Origin of the sequence: Chryseobacterium sp. LAM-KRS1 (assembly GCF_013184525.1) — a bacterium.
In the GTDB taxonomy this organism is placed as follows: domain Bacteria; phylum Bacteroidota; class Bacteroidia; order Flavobacteriales; family Weeksellaceae; genus Chryseobacterium; species Chryseobacterium proteolyticum.
The window spans coordinates 1-21,055 of sequence record NZ_JAAOIZ010000005.1 but is presented as its reverse complement, the minus strand read 5'-3'; the positions used below and the strand labels follow the sequence as shown (position 1 = coordinate 21,055).

Genomic DNA, 21,055 nt, shown 5'->3' with positions numbered 1-21,055 from the left:
CCTGGAAAAAATCCGGCCACTTTTTTTATATCCTTAAAAAGGAACAATAAGTTTTAAAGATACATTTCTTCCCATATTATAAATATTGCCTAAATACTTCAAACGGCTAAGATGCGACTGATAGGCACGGTCAAAAACATTATTCACCTGAAACTGGAGGACTGCGGAATGATTTTCCGAATAGTTGATAGCCATGGACGTTCCTATACTACATAAGGTATAGTCAGATGTTGCAGTTTCAGTACCATTGAGGTTAAGGTATCTGTTCTGCGCAGCTGAATATTCTATTTCTGCCATTGGAGTAATCGAAGAAATAATTGTGGAACCTGTAGATATTTTCTGGGATATATTGCCTGATAATCTCAGCGGAGAGATCAATGGAAGATATTCGCCGTTGATTCCCTGGTTTTTAAACATCTTTTCCCGGTTGAATCCATAAATAACCGAAAAACTGGTTTCAAAATTAAATCCCTTCCACTTCTCTGGATGAAGAGAAAGCCATGCTTCCATACCATAAAGTTGGGCAGAAGCCTGCTGATATTGGTAGGTTTTGTTTCCCTGGGAATCGACAAGAGGATTTCCCTGACTGTCTATAAGCAATGAAAGATATATATAATTCTGAATATTATTGTTAAAAAAACTCACGTCTGCAGAAAAATCTTTAAAGCGTGTACTGACTCCCAAGTCTTCCTGTAATGAAAACTCCGGATCAAAATTCCTGTTTCCTCTGTAAATAATATGAGCTCCCGGATCCAATCCATTGGAGCCTATTTCTGTGATATTAGGAGCTCTGTAGCTTCTTCCGATATTTGCTTTAAGACTTATGTGCTTCGTTAACTGAAACGCTGATCCTATGCTGGCAGATATTCCGCCGAATGTTTTATGATACAAGGGAAATCGAAGTTCGGCACTGGCAGATGACGATGGGACGTGTTCTTCAAATTGGGTGATAGGATTTGTTCCTATATAAAAGTCACTCCATCGAATATTCCGAAGATCATACCGCGCACCACCACTGATGTTGAGTCTTTTGTATTTCCATTTTACATAAGCATAAACTCCTCCCTCCTGCAGATCATAGTCCGGAATAGGAAAATCAGTTGCTGATTTATTTGTATTATTCTGCATCATACCATTCACTCCGGCAGAAATTTCAAAAGACGAAAATTTTGGAAAATTATAGCGTACTCCATAATTTAAAGTGTTGAGTCGTACATACATTCCGGCCTGCGAGGGAAATGTAGGATGATTATATTCACGGCGGATATTTTGTTGTAAGGCCAGCTGGATATCCAGATCACCTTTTCCCAACTGTTCGGTATGTTGAGCATATAGCCTGTAATGCTGAATTCTCTGGTGCAATGGGGAAAGAGCATAAGAGTTAAGATCTTTTTCCGGCACAATAGGTCTTTTTTCCATATCATCATCATCTCCCTCTCCTACCTGATAAGTAAATTTTCCGGTTTTTGGATCTCGACTACCATCCGGTATTCCCTGGAGATTATCATATAATGTAAAATTGATCTTAGAAAAACGGGTGTCTGTTTTATATCCTAATAAAAAAGATAAGTTCTTTTCTTCAAAATTGGTATTGTAGACCCTTCCATCAATAGAATTTCTAAAGTTTTTAGCCATTCGGTAAGAGCCGGTTAAGGCTGCTATAAAAGAGTTCTTTTTGTATCCCACCTGCATTCCGTTCCCGATAAGATTATTATTTCCCTGGTATTCATTTGTTATTTTACCATGTACTACTCCATCATCCAGATTCGGAATATAGGGAAAAAGACTTACAACGCCGGCCAATGCATCGGAACCAAACATCAGGCTTGCAGGGCCTTTTATAACTTCAGCCCTTTCAATCATATAGGGACCGATCTCTATACCATGTTCATCTCCCCATTGCTGACCTTCCTGGCGTACGCCGTCATACAAAGTCAAAACCCGGTTATATCCCAATCCTCTGATAAAAGGTTTGGAAACATTCGGTCCCGTTTCTACCACACTCATTCCCGGTGCAGATTTTACAAGGGCACTTATGATATTGGTAGCTACTGATTTTTCAATCTGTTTAGAAGAAATACTGATCACTGCAACAGGATTTTCCTTGATTAAAGTTTCTTTTGAAACCCCTGTAATAACCACTTCATCAATTGTATTGCTATTACGTAACAATAAAATATCCGGAATAGCCGTAGAAGCTTTCTCTACAAAAATGTCCTGCTGCACTTCCTCATACCCTTTCGCCTTAATAACAAGCTGATAACTACCCGGAACCAGATTTTTCATAATGTAGTTACCAGTTTTGTCGGCTACCGTCTTTTCTTTTGTTCCTTTGAGTATTACTTCGGTATTCGGAAAGTCTCCGTTTTCATAAAGTACCCTTCCTTTTAATTGTGCATTTTGGGCACCTACTATAGAAATAGTAAAAATACCGGATGCTGACAGCATAAATCTGAAATTCATATACATTGTATTAAACCATGATCATCAAAGGCTATGGCTAAACATTAAAAAGCCTCTTCGTGAACAAAGGCAAAAGTATAAAAATTTTAATTAACGCAACAATGTTGCTTTAATTATTTGTCATATTCTTTTCATTACTCTGGAATCCTACCTTAAAGTAATAAAGTTAATTTCACAGACGAAGTGAAAATGATTGTTCAAAACCACTACGAAGATTTCACAACATTATCATGCAGATAAATTTGCGAGCAAGTATTTACCTCATAAAGAATGATGGTGACTGATAATCGTTAAAAAAGGGTTAAACCTTCTTCAGCAAATGGTCAATATTTTTATTTTAATTAGGTTTGCAAATCTTTCTGCTTCAACTTTTATTCTTCTTAAAAGCAGTATCATTAAATTATTATTCTAAAAAATTATGAAAAAAAGAAGTCAGTTTCTGATTATTTCCATTGTGTTTCTAAGCCAGTTCATCCATGCCCAGGTAAGAGATTTTGTAATAGAACCACCTATTAAGCCCAATTTGTATATCTACAAAACTTTTGGAGTATTTGGGGGCAAGGAATATTCTACCAACGCAGTATATCTTATTACTAAAAAAGGAGTCGTTTTATTTGATGTTCCATGGCAGAAAACACAGTACCAAAGCCTGATAGATACAATACAAAAGCGTCATAATCTACCTGTTATTGCTGTATTTGCCACCCATTCCCATGAGGACAGAGCAGGAGATCTCAGTTTTTATAATAACAAAGGCATCAAGACCTATGCTACGGAAAAAACTAACGAAATCTTAAAGAAGAATGGAAAAGCAACCTCTACTGAAATTATAAAAACAGGAAAACCCTATCGCATTGGAGGAGAAGAGTTTATCGTTGATTTTCTTGGAGAGGGACACACTGCAGATAATGTAGTGGTATGGTTCCCCAAATACCATATATTAGATGGAGGATGTCTGGTAAAAAGCAGAATGGCAGCAGATTTAGGATATACCGGAGAAGCTAATGTAAAAGCGTGGCCTCAGACAATGGCAAAATTAAAATCCAGGTATGCCGGAGCAACGATGGTTATTCCGGGACATGATGAATGGAAAGGTGGAGGTCATGTAGAACATACAATAGATCTCCTGAATAAAAAATAGCAAAAGCCCAGGCAAGTTGCCTGGACTTTTTTTATTTAAACATACTTTCTGCTGTGTTAATCATGTTTACAAAGCTTGTTTCATCAAAAAAAATCCCGTAAAACGGGATTTTAATATTTAATATGGATCAATTAATCCAATACGCTCCATCCTCTTTTCGGATTAGCATTATTGGAAACTTCCTGTTCATTAACGATGATATTTTCTTTTCTCTGACCGATATAATCAAGTTCACTTAATTTAGAGAAAATAATTTCAAGACTTCTAAGCATCTGCTGGATATAAAGCAAAGGCTCACCACAATTGTGATGATCATAATTGGTTTCAGCAACAATAGAAAGCTGATTCAATAACGTATGAGGGGCAATTTCACTCCATTCCAAACTGTAATTCAGCATTTCTTCCAGCTCGGCAGGAACCAGAACCTGGGTAGAATTATAAAGACGAAGCGCCAGCTTTGCGAAAGAATCAATTAAAAATACCGGTGGTTGCCAGGGAATCACATTTCTGAACTGAAAATACATATCCCCGAACGTATTGATCATGGCATTACACAAAAACTTAACGTTTTGTGCCAGTGCCGTATTCTGATTTTTATGAGAAGCTTTCTGAATGATCTTGAATGCATACTGCTGTAGATTTCCAATAGATTTAGCAAAACTGCCATAGTAATCAATAAGAACAGGATGGCTCTGAATAGAAGTACATGGCGGAATAAAATTGGAATTAACCTGGGCAATATTACCTTTAAGATCAACCTTTCCCACGATCAGATAGTTTCCTCCGGAATAGCTGCTATTGAGCGAAGTTACAGGAAGAAGTTCAATATGGTAATTCGGCTGGGCATTTGGGTGTCTTGGAGGGATCTCTTCAGGATCGATATCTCCGAAAGGTACTTTATCAAATGGATTTACTGAAATCAGAATGTAATATTCTCCATCAGCCTGTTCTTCATTCATGGACTTCGCCAATGATTTTACGCTTACCCTTCTGTCCGACAGCTCCATTCTGTATCCGGCCAGCGTTACAGCACTGCAACGTTTGATAACCAGCTGTACATCATTCGTCGCGGTATTGTGAACATCAAAAATGGTTTTATCTGTAAATTCATTTGAAATAGGAAGAAGCCCGTAATTATAAGGAGTGATTCCCAATGAATTGGAATCCCTGATGGTATCAATTAAAAAATTATCCTGATCATTCAGGTGTCTCTGGGAAACTTTCATCCCGTCAACCCAATTGATTGCAAAATGTTTAATAGGCTGTATCATATTAAATACTTTTAAATTTTGTGTGGTTATGATTTTCTTGTTATTCCTTCTTCTTCATGCTGAATAACCCTCTTACAAATTACGACCTCGTTTTCAGAAATCCCGTTTGTATTAATATCCTGGTTAAAATCAATATATTTTCTAAAGCTGAAAAATGATTTTTTAGTATAAAAGATCCAGTAATAAGATTCTCTGTCTGCATCCGTAAGGTGAATGATCGATTTAGGATTTTTGTGATTGTAGTCATCCACTACCCTATAAAACCAGTCTCCAAATGTTACTCCGGTTGGCAAAGTCTTAGCCTTAATTCTGAACCTGTTGGAATCTTCTAAGTTTTTACTCAATTCCACATTCAATACCATAAGTCTATCAAAATCCGCGCCTTCAAAATCCGGAAGCCTCTGCTCTGGAGAATAACGCCATGTTTTATAAATATCCACCGGAATACTGATAAACTGAACATAGCAATAGTGAAACACCATCGGAACAAGAAATATGATAACACTCGTTGCAGACATTACCGCATTACCGGTTCCTACACTCATCCATTTGAACAGCAATACAAAAAGATATCCTCCGAAAGCAATACACGTTAATGAAAGTATGGACTCAAATAAAATGCTCATCGGCAATGAGTCAATGTGTTTTTTGAAATATTTATCCAATAGATTGACATGGATAATTCCAAAAATAAGGTAAATGATTTGTGCTATAAGATACCAATACGGGTTAAATAGATTTCCGGCAAACCCAAAAAAGCCGGGCAAAGCCAAACATAAACTGCATAGCAGCACATAAATAATAATGACCTTAATTTTAATTGCAGGTTTATTTCTTCTGATTACACCGAGTATAACCATCATGATTACTGCTATTAAAGGCATTAAAATATATCTTAAAAAGATTCCCTTTACTGAAGAAATTTCCATTGGTTGTTTTTCAAATTTATAATGTATTGGTGCTTGTAAATATAGCTAAATTATTTTACAGAAATGTAGAGTATCCAAGGCGGTTTGCATTTCTTTCATCATCTTCCAGCTTAAATGAATATTCCTGTTTTTCGGTGATAAAATTTTCCACTACATCTACCGTTACAGGGAGAAAATAATCGTATAACGCCTGGAGAACTTTTCTGAATGGATTTCCGGGAATATACATTTTCATTTTTTCGTACGGAATGGGTCCTATATTCACAACCCAGTTACGCTGTCCGTCCATATGCCTGCCACTGGGAATATAAGTAACTCCCAATCGGGAATTTCCTAAAAGCATAGAGTCGTCATTTTCCTCTATATCCTCAATAACATTAGGAGTGAAAGTAACTTCTACCGGTACCTGAAGGAAGGCAGTCAGGCATCTTTCAAACCACCTTTTATCTCCACGGATGTTATGGAAAAAAGGTAAAATATGCATAAAAATATAGGCATTCTTTGTATCCAGATGTCTTACAATAGGCCACAGCTCACTGATCGTTTCAAGCAATGTATCGGTATCGCTTGATACATCAAAGTCAAACTCCTTAGACAGAGCACTGATTTCGGTAAAAAAGATTTCTAATTCAAATGGACGAAAAAATTTGCGCGCGTCTTCCTCAATCCTTTTTTGTTTGCGGATCTCCTTAACAACGCTTTCTACATTCTTTCTTGAGGTGCTTAATGAAGGGGGATGAAACAAACCTTCCGGAAGATAGTCGTATATCCCTTCCCTGTAAGTTTCTATCGTAAATACTTCTTCATCAAATCCCAGATAATTACTTGAAATACTTTTGATATCTTTAAGATAAGCCCTGTCATTGATGCCGATACGGTCAATGAAAATATTGCTTACACTCCTGTGATATTTCAAAAGATTAACGGCTACAGACTCTGCTTTAAAATCTGTCTGCAGCTTATTGTAATGCATATCTACAATATTATTCTCATACATAGTGTTTCCTGTGATTATGGCCTGTAAAGATAATATATCTCATCGCAATGAAAAAAAATATTATTCAATTTTTATATTTCTACGACAATACTATCGATAACAGCAGTAAAAATATAAAAATTTTGTATAATCAAAGCGGGTTCCGGATAAAAAATATAAAATAAAAGAATACGTAGCTACCTGTTAATTGGAACATGGTTTAATCCATGAATATGATTAAATTTTATTAACCTTATTATAATAATAAGAAATTCACTTTTTTACGCCTTATTACCAAAAGCTAAGTTATCTTTGCAGATTGAAAATGTTATTTACAATGAAAAGTATTTATTCTAAAATTTTAATTTTAGCATTCATTTCCTCTTCTCTTTATTCATTTGCGTGGGGATTAACGGGACACAGAATTATTGCAGAAATCGCAGAGAATCATCTTTCCGGAAAGGCAAGAAGAGATATCAGAAAAATTATGGGCAAGGAACGCCTGGCCTATTGGGCTAACTGGCCGGACTTTATTAAATCGGATACAACAGGGGTATGGAAGCAGGCTTCAGCATGGCATTATGTAAATATTGATCCGCAGACTGATTTTAAAACCTTTGAGCAAAATTTAAAAGCACAGGCGGGACCAAGCCTTTATTCTCAGGTAAATACGTTATCTGCACAGGTAAAAGATGAAAAAACCCCTGAGAAAGACAGAAAAATTGCATTGATTTTCCTGATCCATATTATGGGAGATTTAGCACAGCCTTTACACGTAGGAAGAGCGGAAGATCTGGGAGGCAACAAGATTAATGTTACTTATTTCGGAGAAAAAACCAACCTGCACTCTGTCTGGGACGGAAAATTGGTTGATTCCCAAAAATACAGCTACACGGAATATTCAAGATTACTGGATATCAAATCAAAGGATGAAGTGAAGCAAATTCAGTACGGGACATTAGAAGACTGGTTGTACGATTCGCATAAAATTGCCAATAAAATATATGCGCAAACACCGGATGGATCCAAATTATCATTTGACTACCAGTATAAGTTTAACGATACTCTGGAAAGGCAACTTCTTTACGGAGGTTTAAGACTGGCCAAATTGTTGAACGACCTGTTTTAATAGGATTGATTGTGCTGGAATTCAGGGTTGTATGTTTAATTATATTTTTGTTCAACATCTAACCTCTAAAATGTGATTCTAAAAATTTCAACGATTAAAAAGATAGGGCGAAACTTCGGTTTCGCCTTTTTGTTTGCGCAAAATTCAGTTTACGTTTAAAAAAAATTAAAACTGGTGTAACCTTTTGACCTCTTCAAGCGTATAATATATAGTAACTCTAGTTTGAGGATAAAATAAATGAGACAGTTAAAAATTACTAAGCAGGTAACCAACAGGGAAACTGCTTCATTAGACAAGTATTTGCAGGAAATTGGTAAGGTAGAATTGATTACTGCAGACGAAGAAGTAGATTTGGCACAAAAAATACGTGCAGGTGACAGAGCCGCACTGGAGAAATTAATCAAAGCCAACCTTCGTTTCGTAGTTTCTGTATCTAAACAATACCAAAACCAGGGACTTTCTTTACCCGATTTGATCAATGAAGGTAATTTAGGATTAATGAAAGCTGCAAAAAGATATGATGAGACCAGAGGTTTCAAATTTATCTCTTACGCAGTTTGGTGGATTCGTCAATCAATTTTACAGGCTTTGGCAGAACAGTCAAGGATTGTAAGATTGCCACTAAACAAGATTGGCTCAATTAACAAAATCAATAAAGCATACGCTCACCTTGAACAGGAAAATGAAAGACCACCTTCTCCGGAAGAATTGGCTGAAGTTCTTGATATGAGCGAAGAGGATATTAAAGAATCTATGAAAAACTCCGGTAGACACCTGTCTATGGATGCACCTTTAGTAGAAGGTGAAGATTCTAATCTTTACGATGTATTGCGTTCCGGAGAATCTCCAAGCCCGGATAAAGATTTAATGCTTGAATCTCTTCAAATTGAAATTGAAAGAGCATTGAACACTTTAACTCCAAGAGAAGCGGATCTTGTAAGATTATACTTCGGATTAAACGGAAAACATCCAATGACTTTAGAAGAAATTGGTGAGACTTTTGACCTGACGAGAGAAAGAGTTCGTCAGATCAAAGAAAAGGCGATCAAGAGACTAAAACATAATACAAGAAGTAAGATTTTAAAATCTTACCTGGGTAAATAATTTAGCCTAAACAATTAGCAGCGGAGTTTGATTTTCAGACTCCGCTTTTTTTATCTTTGTATTTATGATCGAGATTTTTTTTACTCTCAATCAAAAGCCGGCGAAAGCCACAGGATAAAAGGCTACTTCAACCGCGGAATTTTAAATCAGGACTTTATAATTTTCATAAATTTTAAAAATAAAGGCTTTGATATCAATTCCATTTTATAAATTCAATGTTTGTAACAATACAAAATATATATTCAACTAATCAAATTAAATAATCAGATCTTCAGAAAAAATTCTGTAGTCAGCAAATATCAACTGAAAAAACAACACATGAAAAAAATACTTTACATCATATCCCTGGTTGCCTTACTAATCTCCTGCAAAGAAAATAATTCGGAGAATGCACCTATTGCAGATAATTTAGTGGATCATGCAGAATCTTCTGTTTCAGGATCTTTTAAAAGTGGTCGGGGTGGTGATATGATCGACCAGATTTACTCTGAATTGATTAAGAATGACAACAATCTGAAAGTACTGGATGATAAAATAAGCGATGCCAACAGGGAAGCCATTCAAGTTATTTTTAAGTATAAAGAAATCCTTGACAAATCTGAATCATACTACCATGATGCTCAGTACCATACTGATGCAATAAGCGATTCCATTCTGAAAAACGAACTAACCAAATCTATCAAAGCAAGCTCTGATCAATATTCTCTAAAAGTCAAAAACATAAAGGATCTTATTAGTCAGATCGATGTCAATGAAAAGAAAATGAATGATCTTTACACCGCTTTTAAGATCAGAAAGACACTTCCTGAAATTGAAAAATACCAGCAGGCTCATCCTCTGAAAACAGACCAACTGAACATGTTCATTAATAAGCAAAATACGCTATTAAACGAGCTGAAAAACCTTAAATAATTCAGAATACAATAAAAATCCAAATGATGCAATATACCACTCAATGGCTTACTGATAAAAGCCGGATTAAAGAACTTGTTGACTTTTTTATCACCCATAAAACAAAGTCATACATTTCACATGGAGAAATAATTTCAGGAAGAGCAGAAAGTTCGGAAGAATGGAGTGCTGATCTTGAATCCATTCTGACAGAGCAGTTTAACAGTGATTTTAATGCTGGAAGTCCTTCTGCATCAACGATCAGGATTTTAATTGCAGAAAACGCTGAAAAAGAAATCATTGGGATGTTGGTTTTTAATGTTATTTACAGTGGTTTTAAAAATTATGCAGTGCTAGAAGACATGCTCTTAGATCAGTCTTACCGTGGGCAATCTATCGGAAGTACCCTCCTGGAAAGTGCGATCGAAGAATCCGGGAAGTGGAATATCAGCTTTCTCCTTTTGGAAAGTGGCATTAATAATAAAGGAGCTCATCATTTTTTTGAAAAATATGGTTTTAGAAAAGTTTCCGAAAATTATATTTTAACCCTGTAAGCAGATAATCAAGCTGATATGAATTCAATTTCAATTATCGGAGCCGGAATCGGAGGTCTTACCCTTGGCAATATCCTTAAACAACATCAGCTGGATGTTACATTATATGAATCAGCTCCTGAAATTAAGCCAGTGGGATCAGGAATTATGATGGCCATGAATGCAATGAAAGTATTTGAACAACTGAATCTAAAAGAAAAAGTTGAAAATTCAGGGAATAAAATTCATGGGATCTCTATTACTGACGGTTCATTTCGATCTATTTCAAGAACACATAGTTCAGATCTTGAAAGAAAGTTGAATGTCTCCAATGTAGCCATTCATAGAGCGGAGCTGCAAAAAATCCTTGCTGAAAACATAGGTTTCGAAAACATTCAGCTAAGTCATAATCTACAAAGTATAGAAAAAAATGATAATTATACGTTACACTTTGAAAACAGAACAGCCGTAGAAAGCAACGTTGTTTTTGGAGCGGATGGAATAAAATCCAAAGTTCGGAATCAGATCTTAAAAACAGGAACCATCAGAAATACAGGACAAAAGTGCTGGCGGGGCCTCGTTAACTACGATCTCCCGGAAGAGTACCATCATGAAGCTCTGGAAATGTGGGGAAAAGGTAAACGTTTCGGTTTTGTAAAGATGTCAGCTACAAAAGTATATTGGTATGCCGTAATAAGTGATAAAAGCTTTAAACCGGATATTGATCTCTGCTCTGTTTTCAGTGATTTCAATCCATTGGTAACAAAAATCCTACAAGCAACTTCTCCCGGGGATATCATTTTAAATGATATTACAGACCTCTCTCCCATACCTGAATGGTATTCTGACAATTTATGCCTAATAGGTGATGCCGCGCACGCAACAACTCCTAATATGGGCCAGGGTGCATGCCAGGCTATAGAAGATGCTTATATCATCGGAAAATTGCTCGTAGAGAATAAAGATTTTAACCGGGTCTTCGAAAATTTTCAAAAAATAAGGAGAAAAAAAGTAGACTATGTTGTCAATACCAGCCGGATGATTGGAAAAATATCTCTGTGGAAATATGGCACAGGATTCAGGAACTTTTTAATGAGGCAAATCCCTGAAAGTACCAATAAAAAACTGATTGAAAAACTGGTATATCTGGAGCTATAACCATTATAGAGTCAGCAATCCTCTTCCGCTAGGTCAGTAAACAGAATAAAAGAATTGTATAGTTTTAATTAAATTACGCTTTAAATAAAACTATACAATCAATTATCTTAAAGACAGTTAAGGTATTTATTTAATTTCTGACTTTATACTCCCACATGAAAGCATTTTACTTCCGTAGTAAGGATTTACAACCTGCTTTTCATTACTTAGCCAGCTTCCGTCAGCCATAGGACAATACATTACAAAAACAGGTTTTCCGGATAGATTGAACTGCTTTGTCAGCGCGATCATATCTTTTGAAAGATTCAGAAAGGCCTCTCTTTGGGTATCTATACTTTTGGTTCCGGAAATAGTACCGGCATTCTTTTTCAGAGCAGACAAATGAGTCGATGAAATAACTTTAGGATCTATTGCAGCAGCTGTCTTAACGAATTCTGCGGCTGCTTTTGATGTTTTATCAGCATCGTCTGTTGTTAAAGCTGTTTTAATAGAAATATAATCCTGATATAATTTTGAAACCTGAGGATTGGATTGCGATTGTGCAGATATAGACAGTACTGAGAATATAGAAAGTACTGCTGTAATGATATACTTTTTCATTGTTTTAAATTTAGAATTGAAAATTTTAATATTAATAAGGTCCTGGAATATCACAGATGGTGATAATCATCTTGTTCATCAAATAAAAACCATTGGACGAAAGATTAAATTTTAAATTCTGAAATTACAATGTTCAATAAAAATAGGAACTGATCTCCTATCAGGTGGTGGATTGACAGTGGTTCGCGAAAATTTTTCAGCTGAAAAAGATCGGTCTGCATAAAAAGTTTCGTCACTTTGAAGCCTTGGAATCGCTTTCAGTAATTTGATTTTCAGAAAATCTGACTTTTGCGAATCATCAACTTTTAAAACCTTAATTTCTGTCTTGCAGCAGTCCTTTTTGGACTTAACACCACATTTAGAGCATATGTCATCGGTTTTCCGGCTTACAGAAACCAGCTCTTCCATACAATAATGCACCCTAAAAACAGCTCCGGAAGAAAATCCGAAGTAGAAAATAGAAAACACTATGGCCAGAATCTTTTTCATATGTTGAAGCAAAGGTAAAAATATCTTTGATTTTGTTGTTATAAAATTATGTAACGTTGTTATAAAATTCGGGAAATAAAAAGCTTCTGAAATCTTCAGAAGCTTTTTTATATTTTATCTATTTCAGATTAACCGTTTTTAATGATCAGACGGTCATCTCAGGGAAAATCTTATTTAAGCTTAAATTCAAGTTTTACATTGAAAAATCTTCCGGTCAGACGTACCGGTACCGGATACATCAGATTGGTATTCGCGTCGGTAATCCATTGATTGGCTACCGTATTCCGGATGTTAAATGCATTGAATACCTGTACTCCTAAAGTAAGCTCCTCAAAATTGCCCCAGAAACCATATGTCTGTTTTTTATCTTTTGAATCAATGAATACTTTGGATAGTCCTATATCCACTCTTTTATAAGACGGTAAGGTACTCTGATATCTATACGGGGCATTCACGTCCGGTGCACCATTCTGATCCAATATGATCGGCGATCCTGTCGGTAATCCCATTGCATAGGTTAAAGTAAGATTCACTCTCATTGAAGGAAATTGAGGCATATAATCCTGATAGAACATCGCAAATCTTAACCTCTGATCAGTAGGTCGGGGAATATTCCCTCTCCCATCGATATTTTCATACACCCTCGCATAACTTGCAGACAGCCATGAATCAATTCCGGGAACAAATTCTCCGAATAACCTGGCATCAAGTCCATAGGCATATCCGGAAGCATTATTTTTCCCTGAATAACGGATCCTTACATTATCCATGTAGTATGGAATAAGATCATCCATCTTTTTATAATAAGCTTCTGTAGTCAATTTAAACGGACGATCATACATCTGGAACTCATAATCATTTGCCAGAATCAGCTGTATGGAACGCTGGGATTTGATGGTGTTATTGAAATTCCCGTCCAGGTCCTTAATCTCTTTGTAAAAAGGTGCCTGATAGTATATCCCGCCCGAAAGCCTGAATAACATATCCGTATCCCAGTCAGGTTTTACAGCAAACTGAACGCGGGGCGAGAAAATGGTTTCATTATTAAAGCTCCAATGGGCAACCCTTGCTCCGGCGTTGATGAAAACCTTATTGGTTCCCCAATAAAATTTCTGGGAATACTGTGCATAGGCTGATAATCGTGTTGGCTCAATAGCATTCTGCCCTGCTATTCTGTATAATAATTTAAGATCTCCCGGTGTTCCGAATCTTGGATCATCTATAGGCCTTGGAATACTATAGCCGGCAGAGTCAATTAATTTCCATTCATTGGTAAGATCCTTGAGGTTTTCTTTTTCATATTTAAACCCTACTTCGATATCAGTATTCACATTCGGAGAAAAACGTCCTCTGAACTGAGCTCCGTAGGTTCTTACGAAAAGATCATTCCTTGCATGGTCTATCTGTCCTCCAGTATCATAGGTCGTTATAGGTGCTCCGGTGATCGGATCAAATGTTTGTAATATATATTGGGATTGAATAGAATAATATTCTCGCTCCCTGTTTTGATAGGCAAAAGCATCTAATGTAAACCTCCACTTTTCCGATGGCTTGAAATTCATCGAAAGTGTTCCCATCATGTTTTTATACTGGTCATTTTCTTTTCCTGCATAAAAAACAGTCAGATTAAGAGGCCTCTGGAGCGTTCCGAAATCCACACTCCTTTCTTTAGGAATCATTTCATAATCATTCTTGGAATAATATCCTACAAATGAAAGGCTAAGCTTAGGATTGAAATGATAATTGATATACGATTGAAAATCCCAATAGGTAGGATTAAAATTGGTATCTTCTTTCAAGGTATTCAGAACCAGATTGGTATTTCTATACCGGCCGGAAAATAAAGCAGTCAGCTTTTTATTTTTTGAAGCCAGACCGGTCGTTAGTCTGCCTCCGATCAAACTTGCTTCCCCGGACAGTTCAAATTTCTCAGGTTCCCGGTAATAAATATTCAGCGCAGAGGACATTTTATCTCCATATCGGGGTTCAAAACCTCCTGCAGAAAAATTAACTGTTGAAACCATATCGGGATTGATGATACTTAACCCTTCCTGTTGAGAGTTTCTGATCAAAAAGGGCCTGTAGATTTCAATATCATTAATATAGATAAGGTTTTCATCATAGTTTCCACCACGAACCATATATTGTGAAGAAAGCTCTGTATTGGAGTTTACGGAAGGTAAGGTTTTCAGGATTCCTTCTATTCCTCCCGAAATACTTGCAACATTCTTAGCATCTTTGGCTGAGATTTTTACAGTACTGAGATCACTGGTTTTACCAACGACTTTTTTCTGGAACACAACTTCCTCAATATCTCTGTATTTTGCAGTATCCTTCTTTTTTGTCTGAGAGAACACTAACATGGGAACCATAAGGCTAAGCGGTAAAACTAGTTTTTTCAAAAGAAATGTTTTAAGAATTTCTAAAATTAAGTATTTTTTAACAATTACAAAATCGATTCTCTAATTCTTGTTAATTTTTGTAACAAATCTTCTAATAAATCCAGCCTTAACATATTAGCTCCATCAGATAATGCCGTTTCCGGTGTAGGATGTGTTTCTATGAAAAGTCCATCCGCTCCTACTGCAATTCCAGCTTTTGCAATTGTTTCAATCAGATCCGGTCTTCCTCCAGTAACTCCTGAATTCTGATTAGGCTGTTGTAAAGAATGGGTAACATCCAGAATAACAGGGGCATATTGCCTCATAGTAGGGATCCCTCTGTAGTCAACGATAAGGTCTGTATATCCGAAAGAATTCCCTCTTTCAATAATTGCTACTTTCTGATTATCGGAATCTGTTATTTTCTGAACAGCGAATTTCATGGATTCCGGAGACAGGAACTGTCCTTTTTTCAGGGTCACACATTTTCCGGTTTTCGCTGCTGCGACCAAAAGATCCGTCTGACGGACTAAAAATGCGGGAATCTGTAAAACATCTACATACTGGGCAGCCAAAGCTGCATGCTCATTTTCATGAATATCTGTTGTTGTAGGAATATTAAAAGTTTCCCCAACTTTTTTTAGAATTTCAAGAGACTTTTCTTCCCCGATCGTAGTAAAGGAATCTACTCTACTTCTGTTGGCTTTCTTGAAGCTTCCTTTAAAAATATACGGTATATTATATTTGTTGGTAATTTCTATTACTTTTTCAGCAATTCTTAATGCCATATCTTCGCCTTCGATGATACAAGGTCCTGCTGTAAGAAAAAAGTTTTTTGAATCTTTGTGGTGGATATTATCTAAATACTGAATCATTAATCTCTATTTTTATTTATTATATCTTCTAATTGTTTTATATTTCCTTTATACTTTTCATCATTGTCTTTCTTTAGTAAATTTAGCCATTTTTCTGCTAAATCTAAATTTTTATAATGAGCATTGAATGCAACCATATTTATCATAGATTCGGCTTTTGAACCCTTATCTTTAAAGCTTTTTAAATTTTCTGTCAAAAAGAGATCCGCATCATTTGTTTTCTTCTGTTGCAATAACGCATAAACATATTCTTTATTGGTAGAATCGTTAGATTTTTTATTATCCAATGCTTCTTTACATACTTTTTCTGCATTAGCATAATCTTTCAACGCATTATATGAGAATGCCATTTCAAAATAAAGGCTATTAGTTTTAAAATTATTGTGATAAAGTTTTTCCAATATAGGTAAAGCTAGCTGTGGAGAATTCATTCCATTGATTTTACTTGCCCTGTTCAGAAGTTTATCATTTTCAGGCTCCAAAGACAAATAAGATTTAAGCCAAACTGGTTGTGATGGCAGATTGAAGCGCTTCATCAGATCAGGAGAAACTTTACACACCTTATATTCTAAGTTGCCTATTCTCGTTATAATAGCACCGCTCTTTACATCCTTATTTTCAACATAACTCAGTTGACCATTCTCATTAGTGAGTTCTCCCATAAATCTGTAAGTATAGCCAGAATATTCATCAAAATAAATAAATCCAACATTATAAGTTGAATCATTTTCTGATTTCGGTAAAATAACCCAATTATTTTCTGCATCTGGAATATTTGTATCAAAATTCAATGCTGTATTAGATTGACAAAATAAAAACACACTACACAACAGAAAACATATAATTAATATTCTTTTCATGAATTCATTTTTTTTAAAATCTTTTCAAAAGTATTAATATTTCTACTGGTAAACTGGTCTTTCATACTTTTCTTTCCCAGAATTTTCCCGAAGCTGGAGTCTAATGTATTGCCCTTAGGAACCTGCCAGTAAAAAATATCATTGATAATCTCACCCTTCTCATTTTCAGCTTTGGAAGACAATTCAAATTCTTTCATTAAAATAGCTTCTACACCTTCATTTCCTATAAAAGTATAGCTATGGAAATCTTCGTTTTTTTCAAAGGGATTTCCGTTCCAGAAGTTTTCAATTTCAGCACCAGACCTGATAAAAAGAAAAGCATCATAAGAAAAATGTTCAGACATTGCTGCTTCCAGAATTTTTTTAAGATCTGCCACATTCTTATCGGAAGAAAAAACAATATTTCCGGAAGCCAGAATAGAGCTTACGTTTTTCATTCCGGCTTTTTCAAAGACTTTACAAACATCGGCCATTTTCATGTTCGTTCCTTTTACATTCACACCTCGAAGAAAAGCACAGTATTTCATAGTTTTAGTTTTTTAAGGTTTCATTATCACAGGTTTGTCAAAGTTGAGAGCAATTACCTATCACTTTATCCTAACGTACAAATTATAATCCGTCCCGGAAGGTTTAAGACGATAAATCTTTTCCAGAATTGTATTCTCACTTTTTAGATGGTCTTTTATCCTGAATTCTTCCAATAATCTGTAGTGAGCTTTATAATATTCCGCATCTTTTCCTTTAAATAGGTCATTATAAGAAAGCAGATATTTGGGTTTTCTGTTTTTAACGGTGTTGATCCAGTAATTGGCTTTATCTTTCTTGATTTCGGTCTGAATCTGTTTGTCTACCAGACCGACTTCATCAATTGTCTTCAACCCAGAAAAATAAGGTACATATCCTGCCGGTTCTAGTAAGATCCACTGATTTTTATCTTTTTCATAAAAGTTTAAGGAAGTTCCGATCGATCTTCTGTAATTCCATTCTCCGTTGCCCGTTGCAATGGAATGTATGGTCTGGAAAATCATCATAGGAACGATGTAAATAATAACCAATAAAAACAGCCATAGATCTCTTTTGACCTTTTGCTCGAGCACAAAAATAAGGACCGGGACAAAAAGTAAAATCTGAGGAACCCAGTAATACCAGTCGAATAAACTTTTCTGAGAAAGAAAGACCAGTTGCTTCACCCATCCAAAAATGAAAATCATCCATAAGAAATAATTCCTCTTTTCTCTTTGGCGGACCAGAAAAACAAAACAGGCCAATTCAAAAAGCAGCACAACGATTGTAAACGGATTAAAATCGCCGGGTAATTTGAGCATTCCCCAGAAGTTTCCGTAGTTAGAAATAAAATATTCCACATCCTGCCCGAATGTAAAATTCTTATCATAAAGTAGTTTTTTAGCAACAATGGTATTGTTAACCCATTCTCCAAAATAAAACCAGTTGAACGCCAGGGCAAAGGAAATCCCCAGTATTCCACCAAAAATGTAGCTCCATCGTATTTTCTTATTCCAGAATATATCGACCAGGAATACAATACCTAAAAAAATAACAGTATCAATTCTCGTAAATAAAATAAGAATCGGAAGTACGATGAGTGCCCATTTCTTTTCCTTTTTAAAACCATAATACAACAAAGCCATTTCAAGGAAGAAGAGAAGCCCGTATTCCATTCCCAGAATTGAAATTTTTATTGAAGGTGGTAAAATTCCAAACAGAAAAATAAAAACAGCTTTATGCCATGGATTTTTTAAAAGCAGATGAGATAAGAATAAACTTCCTATTGTAAATAATATGGAGTTGAAAATAAGAAGAGGTTCAATAAAGTATTCTTTACCGAAAATAAGGTTGAACAGGTAGGAGACAAAAACATACAGGTGCGTTGTAGATGCCGATATTTTTGTATCTCCGTTAAACCCTATTACTCCATAATCCATTAAATTCTGTGCGACCCGCCAGGTGATGAATGCATCCTCCTGAATATGGTGCGTCAGTAAGAAAAGGAGCTTAAAAACCACTGTAAAAATTACAGCATAGATTGGAAGTTTAGTTGTTCTTTCAGACATTGTGCTTCTTTAATGCCACAAATATAACCTTAAAAATTTATGAATACAATAACAAAAAAACGGAACCGAAGTTCCGTTTTTAAATATGTTTTGAAAGTATTTTATTGGGTCGCTTTCATAATCGCTGTTGTAATCTGATGCTCTTTTTCTTTGGAATAAGTAGAATCAAAAGGTTCCATAATATCAAATAAGTACTGATAGAACGGAGTGATTCTTTGTACATTTTCAGATTCATTCATCGCTTTTTCTTTACCCATTTGCTGAAGATCTTTGATGAACACATTGAACTTTTTATCAATAGGCTCAATAGATTTCATAAGGTAGTCGTATGCTTTATCTTTCTGCCCAATAGCGTTGTAAGCTGTAGTTACAGCAGAAACCACAAGAGAATATTCCATAGGTTTAGCTCCCATTTGTCTTCTCAGGTATTTCTGATCACCAGGGTTAAGGCTTAAATAGTAATCATATTCTTCAAATATTCCTTTCTTAAGAACTTCTGCCAATTTTAATCCTTTTTGTTCCTGTCCTGCTACAATATATCCGTACACAATTGAACTTAATGAGCGTGGATCATTGTATTTCTCCGTCGGGATCTCTTTTGCGGCAAGATCTAACAATTCAATTGCTTTATTTTTCTGTCCGACAGATGATAAAGCTCCTACAGCTCTGCTGACTGTTGATCTGTAATATATAATATTGGATGTTGCAGTTTCATCATAATGATTGGTAAGATCTTTAAAATTACCCCATTTGAAGTTTTTCACCACATTGTATAGAGAGTTGGCGTCTACCCTTCCCATATCTCCATCGCCGCTAGGTGGCGTATGAATAGGAACCAATCGGTAACTGAAACCATCAAATTGTAAATAATCATCCAGATAAAAAATATTTTCACTGTCATAAATCCCACCTGAGGAGAAATTAATTGGTCTTTTCCAATCAAAATTGGCAAAAATATCGAACATCATAAGGTTTCCCTTAAAAAGAGTATTCGCTTTATAATCGATCATAATCTGATTGACAGTATTGGGAAGATCACTTGGATTGATAATCCCTGCTTTTAAAGCATTTTCCTTGTTGACAGGTAAAATAAATTTACTCACCGGTAAGAAGTTGTATTTCTCGTAATGTGCCTCTCCGAAGATCATTTTAAGAATTTCATCCTTTTCAGGAGATTTCATCTTGATGAAATTGATTGCTTCTTTTAGAGTAATGGAATCCTGGGTAAGATATTTTCTAAAAGCCTGAAATTCCGTTTCAGGCGCTCCATGTTCTTTAAGATTTTCAAAAATATTCTGCCAGTCTTCTTTTTTCATAATGTAAACCTGATCGTTCACACCATCTTTATAATCCTCACGCGTAAGTTCCCCAGGGATTGGATTGGCGTTATAAGTTTTTCTCTTTACCTGATCACAGTACCAGGGAGTAGCAAGCAATGTAAAGTTGACCGTTTTTACATCATCACGGAAATTTTCGGTTTCCTGAATCGCCCAAACCGGAAAGGTATCATTATCTCCATAAAGAAATATAATATCCTCTTTGGGCAAAGACTTCAGAAATGAGTAGGCATAATCGTGTGCTGCTGATTTACGGCTACGGTCATGCGTATTATAGTTCTGGAATCCCATCATAAAAGGTATACCCAGTAAAATCACTCCCGCAACAATATTCGTTGCACCGGACTTTACTTTAGACTGTAAGTACCATAAAATAGCACCCGCTCCTAAACCTATCCATATAGCAAAAGCATAGAATGAGCCTACCATCGCATAATCTCTTTCTCTAACCTCAAAAGGTTTTACTCCCGTATAAAAAACAATTCCGGCACCTGTGAGGATAAACAATGACAGCAATGCATAAAACCTCCCAAAATCCCTGTTAAGCTGGAAAAAGAATCCGATTAATCCTAAAATAAGGGGTAAGAAGAAAAAAGCAACCGTGCTTTCATTTTTAAATTTAGCAGGCATCTTATCCTGATTTCCCCACATTGCATTATCTATAAAAGAAAATCCGGAAATCCAATTTCCATTGGTACTTTCCATATGTCCTTCTCTGTCGTTTTGCCTTCCTACAAAATTCCACATCAGGTATCTTACAAAGTAATATCCGTTCTGGAAAGTAATGAAGTAATCCATATTCTGAGCCAGAGAAGGCTTCTGAACATTAATAAGATCGTATGGCTT

At 35.7% G+C, this 21,055-nt stretch carries 17 protein-coding genes and 1 pseudogene; 6 read left to right on the top strand and 12 right to left on the bottom strand.

What is annotated here, in order from left to right; genetic code table 11:
• Positions 1-33: 33 nt before the first annotated feature.
• Positions 34-2,463, bottom strand: a complete 2,430-nt coding sequence (locus G9C87_RS14670) for a TonB-dependent receptor (RefSeq protein ID WP_172282481.1) — start codon at positions 2,461-2,463, stop codon at positions 34-36.
• Between the two features lie 418 nt (positions 2,464-2,881).
• Here G9C87_RS14670 and blaIND point away from each other — a divergent pair, with 418 nt between their 5' ends.
• A complete protein-coding gene (gene blaIND, locus G9C87_RS14665) occupies positions 2,882-3,604 on the top strand; it encodes an IND family subclass B1 metallo-beta-lactamase (RefSeq protein ID WP_172282479.1) in 723 nt (240 codons plus the stop codon).
• A gap of 131 nt (positions 3,605-3,735) precedes the next feature.
• On the opposite strand, the gene G9C87_RS14660 is transcribed toward blaIND, so the two are convergent.
• From G9C87_RS14660 to G9C87_RS14650, 3 genes are read right to left on the bottom strand one after another with little or no spacing between them, the layout of a single operon-like run.
• Entirely contained in the window at positions 3,736-4,875 is a 1,140-nt protein-coding gene (locus tag G9C87_RS14660; RefSeq protein WP_172282477.1) for a hypothetical protein, read from the bottom strand.
• A 26-nt stretch (positions 4,876-4,901) separates the two neighbouring features.
• Complete coding sequence (locus G9C87_RS14655) at positions 4,902-5,804, bottom strand: TssN family type VI secretion system protein (protein ID WP_172282475.1); 903 nt, start codon at positions 5,802-5,804, stop codon at positions 4,902-4,904.
• Between the two features lie 55 nt (positions 5,805-5,859).
• A complete protein-coding gene (locus tag G9C87_RS14650) occupies positions 5,860-6,777 on the bottom strand; it encodes a type VI secretion system baseplate subunit TssG (protein ID WP_228457021.1) in 918 nt (305 codons plus the stop codon).
• A gap of 340 nt (positions 6,778-7,117) precedes the next feature.
• Here G9C87_RS14650 and G9C87_RS14645 point away from each other — a divergent pair, with 340 nt between their 5' ends.
• The 5 genes from G9C87_RS14645 to G9C87_RS14625 all read left to right on the top strand — a co-directional run bounded on the left by G9C87_RS14645 (position 7,118) and on the right by G9C87_RS14625 (position 11,595).
• Entirely contained in the window at positions 7,118-7,909 is a 792-nt protein-coding gene (locus tag G9C87_RS14645) for a S1/P1 nuclease (protein WP_172282471.1), read from the top strand.
• Positions 7,910-8,146: 237 nt separating this feature from the next.
• Complete coding sequence (locus tag G9C87_RS14640) at positions 8,147-9,013, top strand: RNA polymerase sigma factor RpoD/SigA (RefSeq protein WP_055859010.1); 867 nt, start codon at positions 8,147-8,149, stop codon at positions 9,011-9,013.
• Between the two features lie 318 nt (positions 9,014-9,331).
• Positions 9,332-9,925, top strand: coding sequence for a hypothetical protein (locus G9C87_RS14635; RefSeq protein WP_172282469.1), 594 nt, complete (start codon positions 9,332-9,334; stop codon positions 9,923-9,925).
• A 23-nt stretch (positions 9,926-9,948) separates the two neighbouring features.
• Entirely contained in the window at positions 9,949-10,458 is a 510-nt protein-coding gene (locus G9C87_RS14630; protein WP_172282467.1) for a GNAT family N-acetyltransferase, read from the top strand.
• A gap of 18 nt (positions 10,459-10,476) precedes the next feature.
• Positions 10,477-11,595, top strand: coding sequence for an FAD-dependent monooxygenase (locus tag G9C87_RS14625; protein WP_172282465.1), 1,119 nt, complete (start codon positions 10,477-10,479; stop codon positions 11,593-11,595).
• 126 nt (positions 11,596-11,721) lie between these two features.
• Here G9C87_RS14625 and G9C87_RS14620 read toward each other — a convergent pair whose 3' ends face one another.
• From G9C87_RS14620 to G9C87_RS14585, 8 genes and pseudogenes are all read right to left on the bottom strand, one after another.
• Positions 11,722-12,195, bottom strand: coding sequence for a DUF3347 domain-containing protein (locus G9C87_RS14620; RefSeq protein WP_172282463.1), 474 nt, complete (start codon positions 12,193-12,195; stop codon positions 11,722-11,724).
• Between the two features lie 111 nt (positions 12,196-12,306).
• The gene (locus tag G9C87_RS14615) at positions 12,307-12,684 is read right to left on the bottom strand and encodes an HYC_CC_PP family protein (RefSeq protein ID WP_172282461.1); all 378 of its coding nucleotides are present in this window, start codon (positions 12,682-12,684) and stop codon (positions 12,307-12,309) included.
• A gap of 170 nt (positions 12,685-12,854) precedes the next feature.
• A complete protein-coding gene (locus G9C87_RS14610; RefSeq protein WP_172282460.1) occupies positions 12,855-15,086 on the bottom strand; it encodes a TonB-dependent receptor plug domain-containing protein in 2,232 nt (743 codons plus the stop codon).
• A 44-nt stretch (positions 15,087-15,130) separates the two neighbouring features.
• Positions 15,131-15,940 carry a 3-deoxy-8-phosphooctulonate synthase gene (gene kdsA, locus G9C87_RS14605; RefSeq protein WP_172282458.1) on the bottom strand — a complete coding sequence of 270 codons (810 nt, stop codon included), beginning with the start codon at positions 15,938-15,940 and terminating at the stop codon, positions 15,131-15,133.
• The gene (locus G9C87_RS14600) at positions 15,940-16,800 is read right to left on the bottom strand and encodes a tetratricopeptide repeat protein (protein WP_172282456.1); all 861 of its coding nucleotides are present in this window, start codon (positions 16,798-16,800) and stop codon (positions 15,940-15,942) included. The genes kdsA and G9C87_RS14600 overlap by 1 nt, the downstream gene beginning before the upstream one ends.
• Positions 16,797-17,327, bottom strand: coding sequence for a DUF1697 domain-containing protein (locus tag G9C87_RS14595; protein WP_172282454.1), 531 nt, complete (start codon positions 17,325-17,327; stop codon positions 16,797-16,799). The genes G9C87_RS14600 and G9C87_RS14595 overlap by 4 nt, the downstream gene beginning before the upstream one ends.
• 60 nt (positions 17,328-17,387) lie before the next feature.
• A complete protein-coding gene (locus G9C87_RS14590; RefSeq protein ID WP_172282452.1) occupies positions 17,388-18,872 on the bottom strand; it encodes a hypothetical protein in 1,485 nt (494 codons plus the stop codon).
• A 101-nt stretch (positions 18,873-18,973) separates the two neighbouring features.
• Positions 18,974-21,055, bottom strand: a pseudogene (locus G9C87_RS14585) (DUF2723 domain-containing protein); the annotation flags it as partial.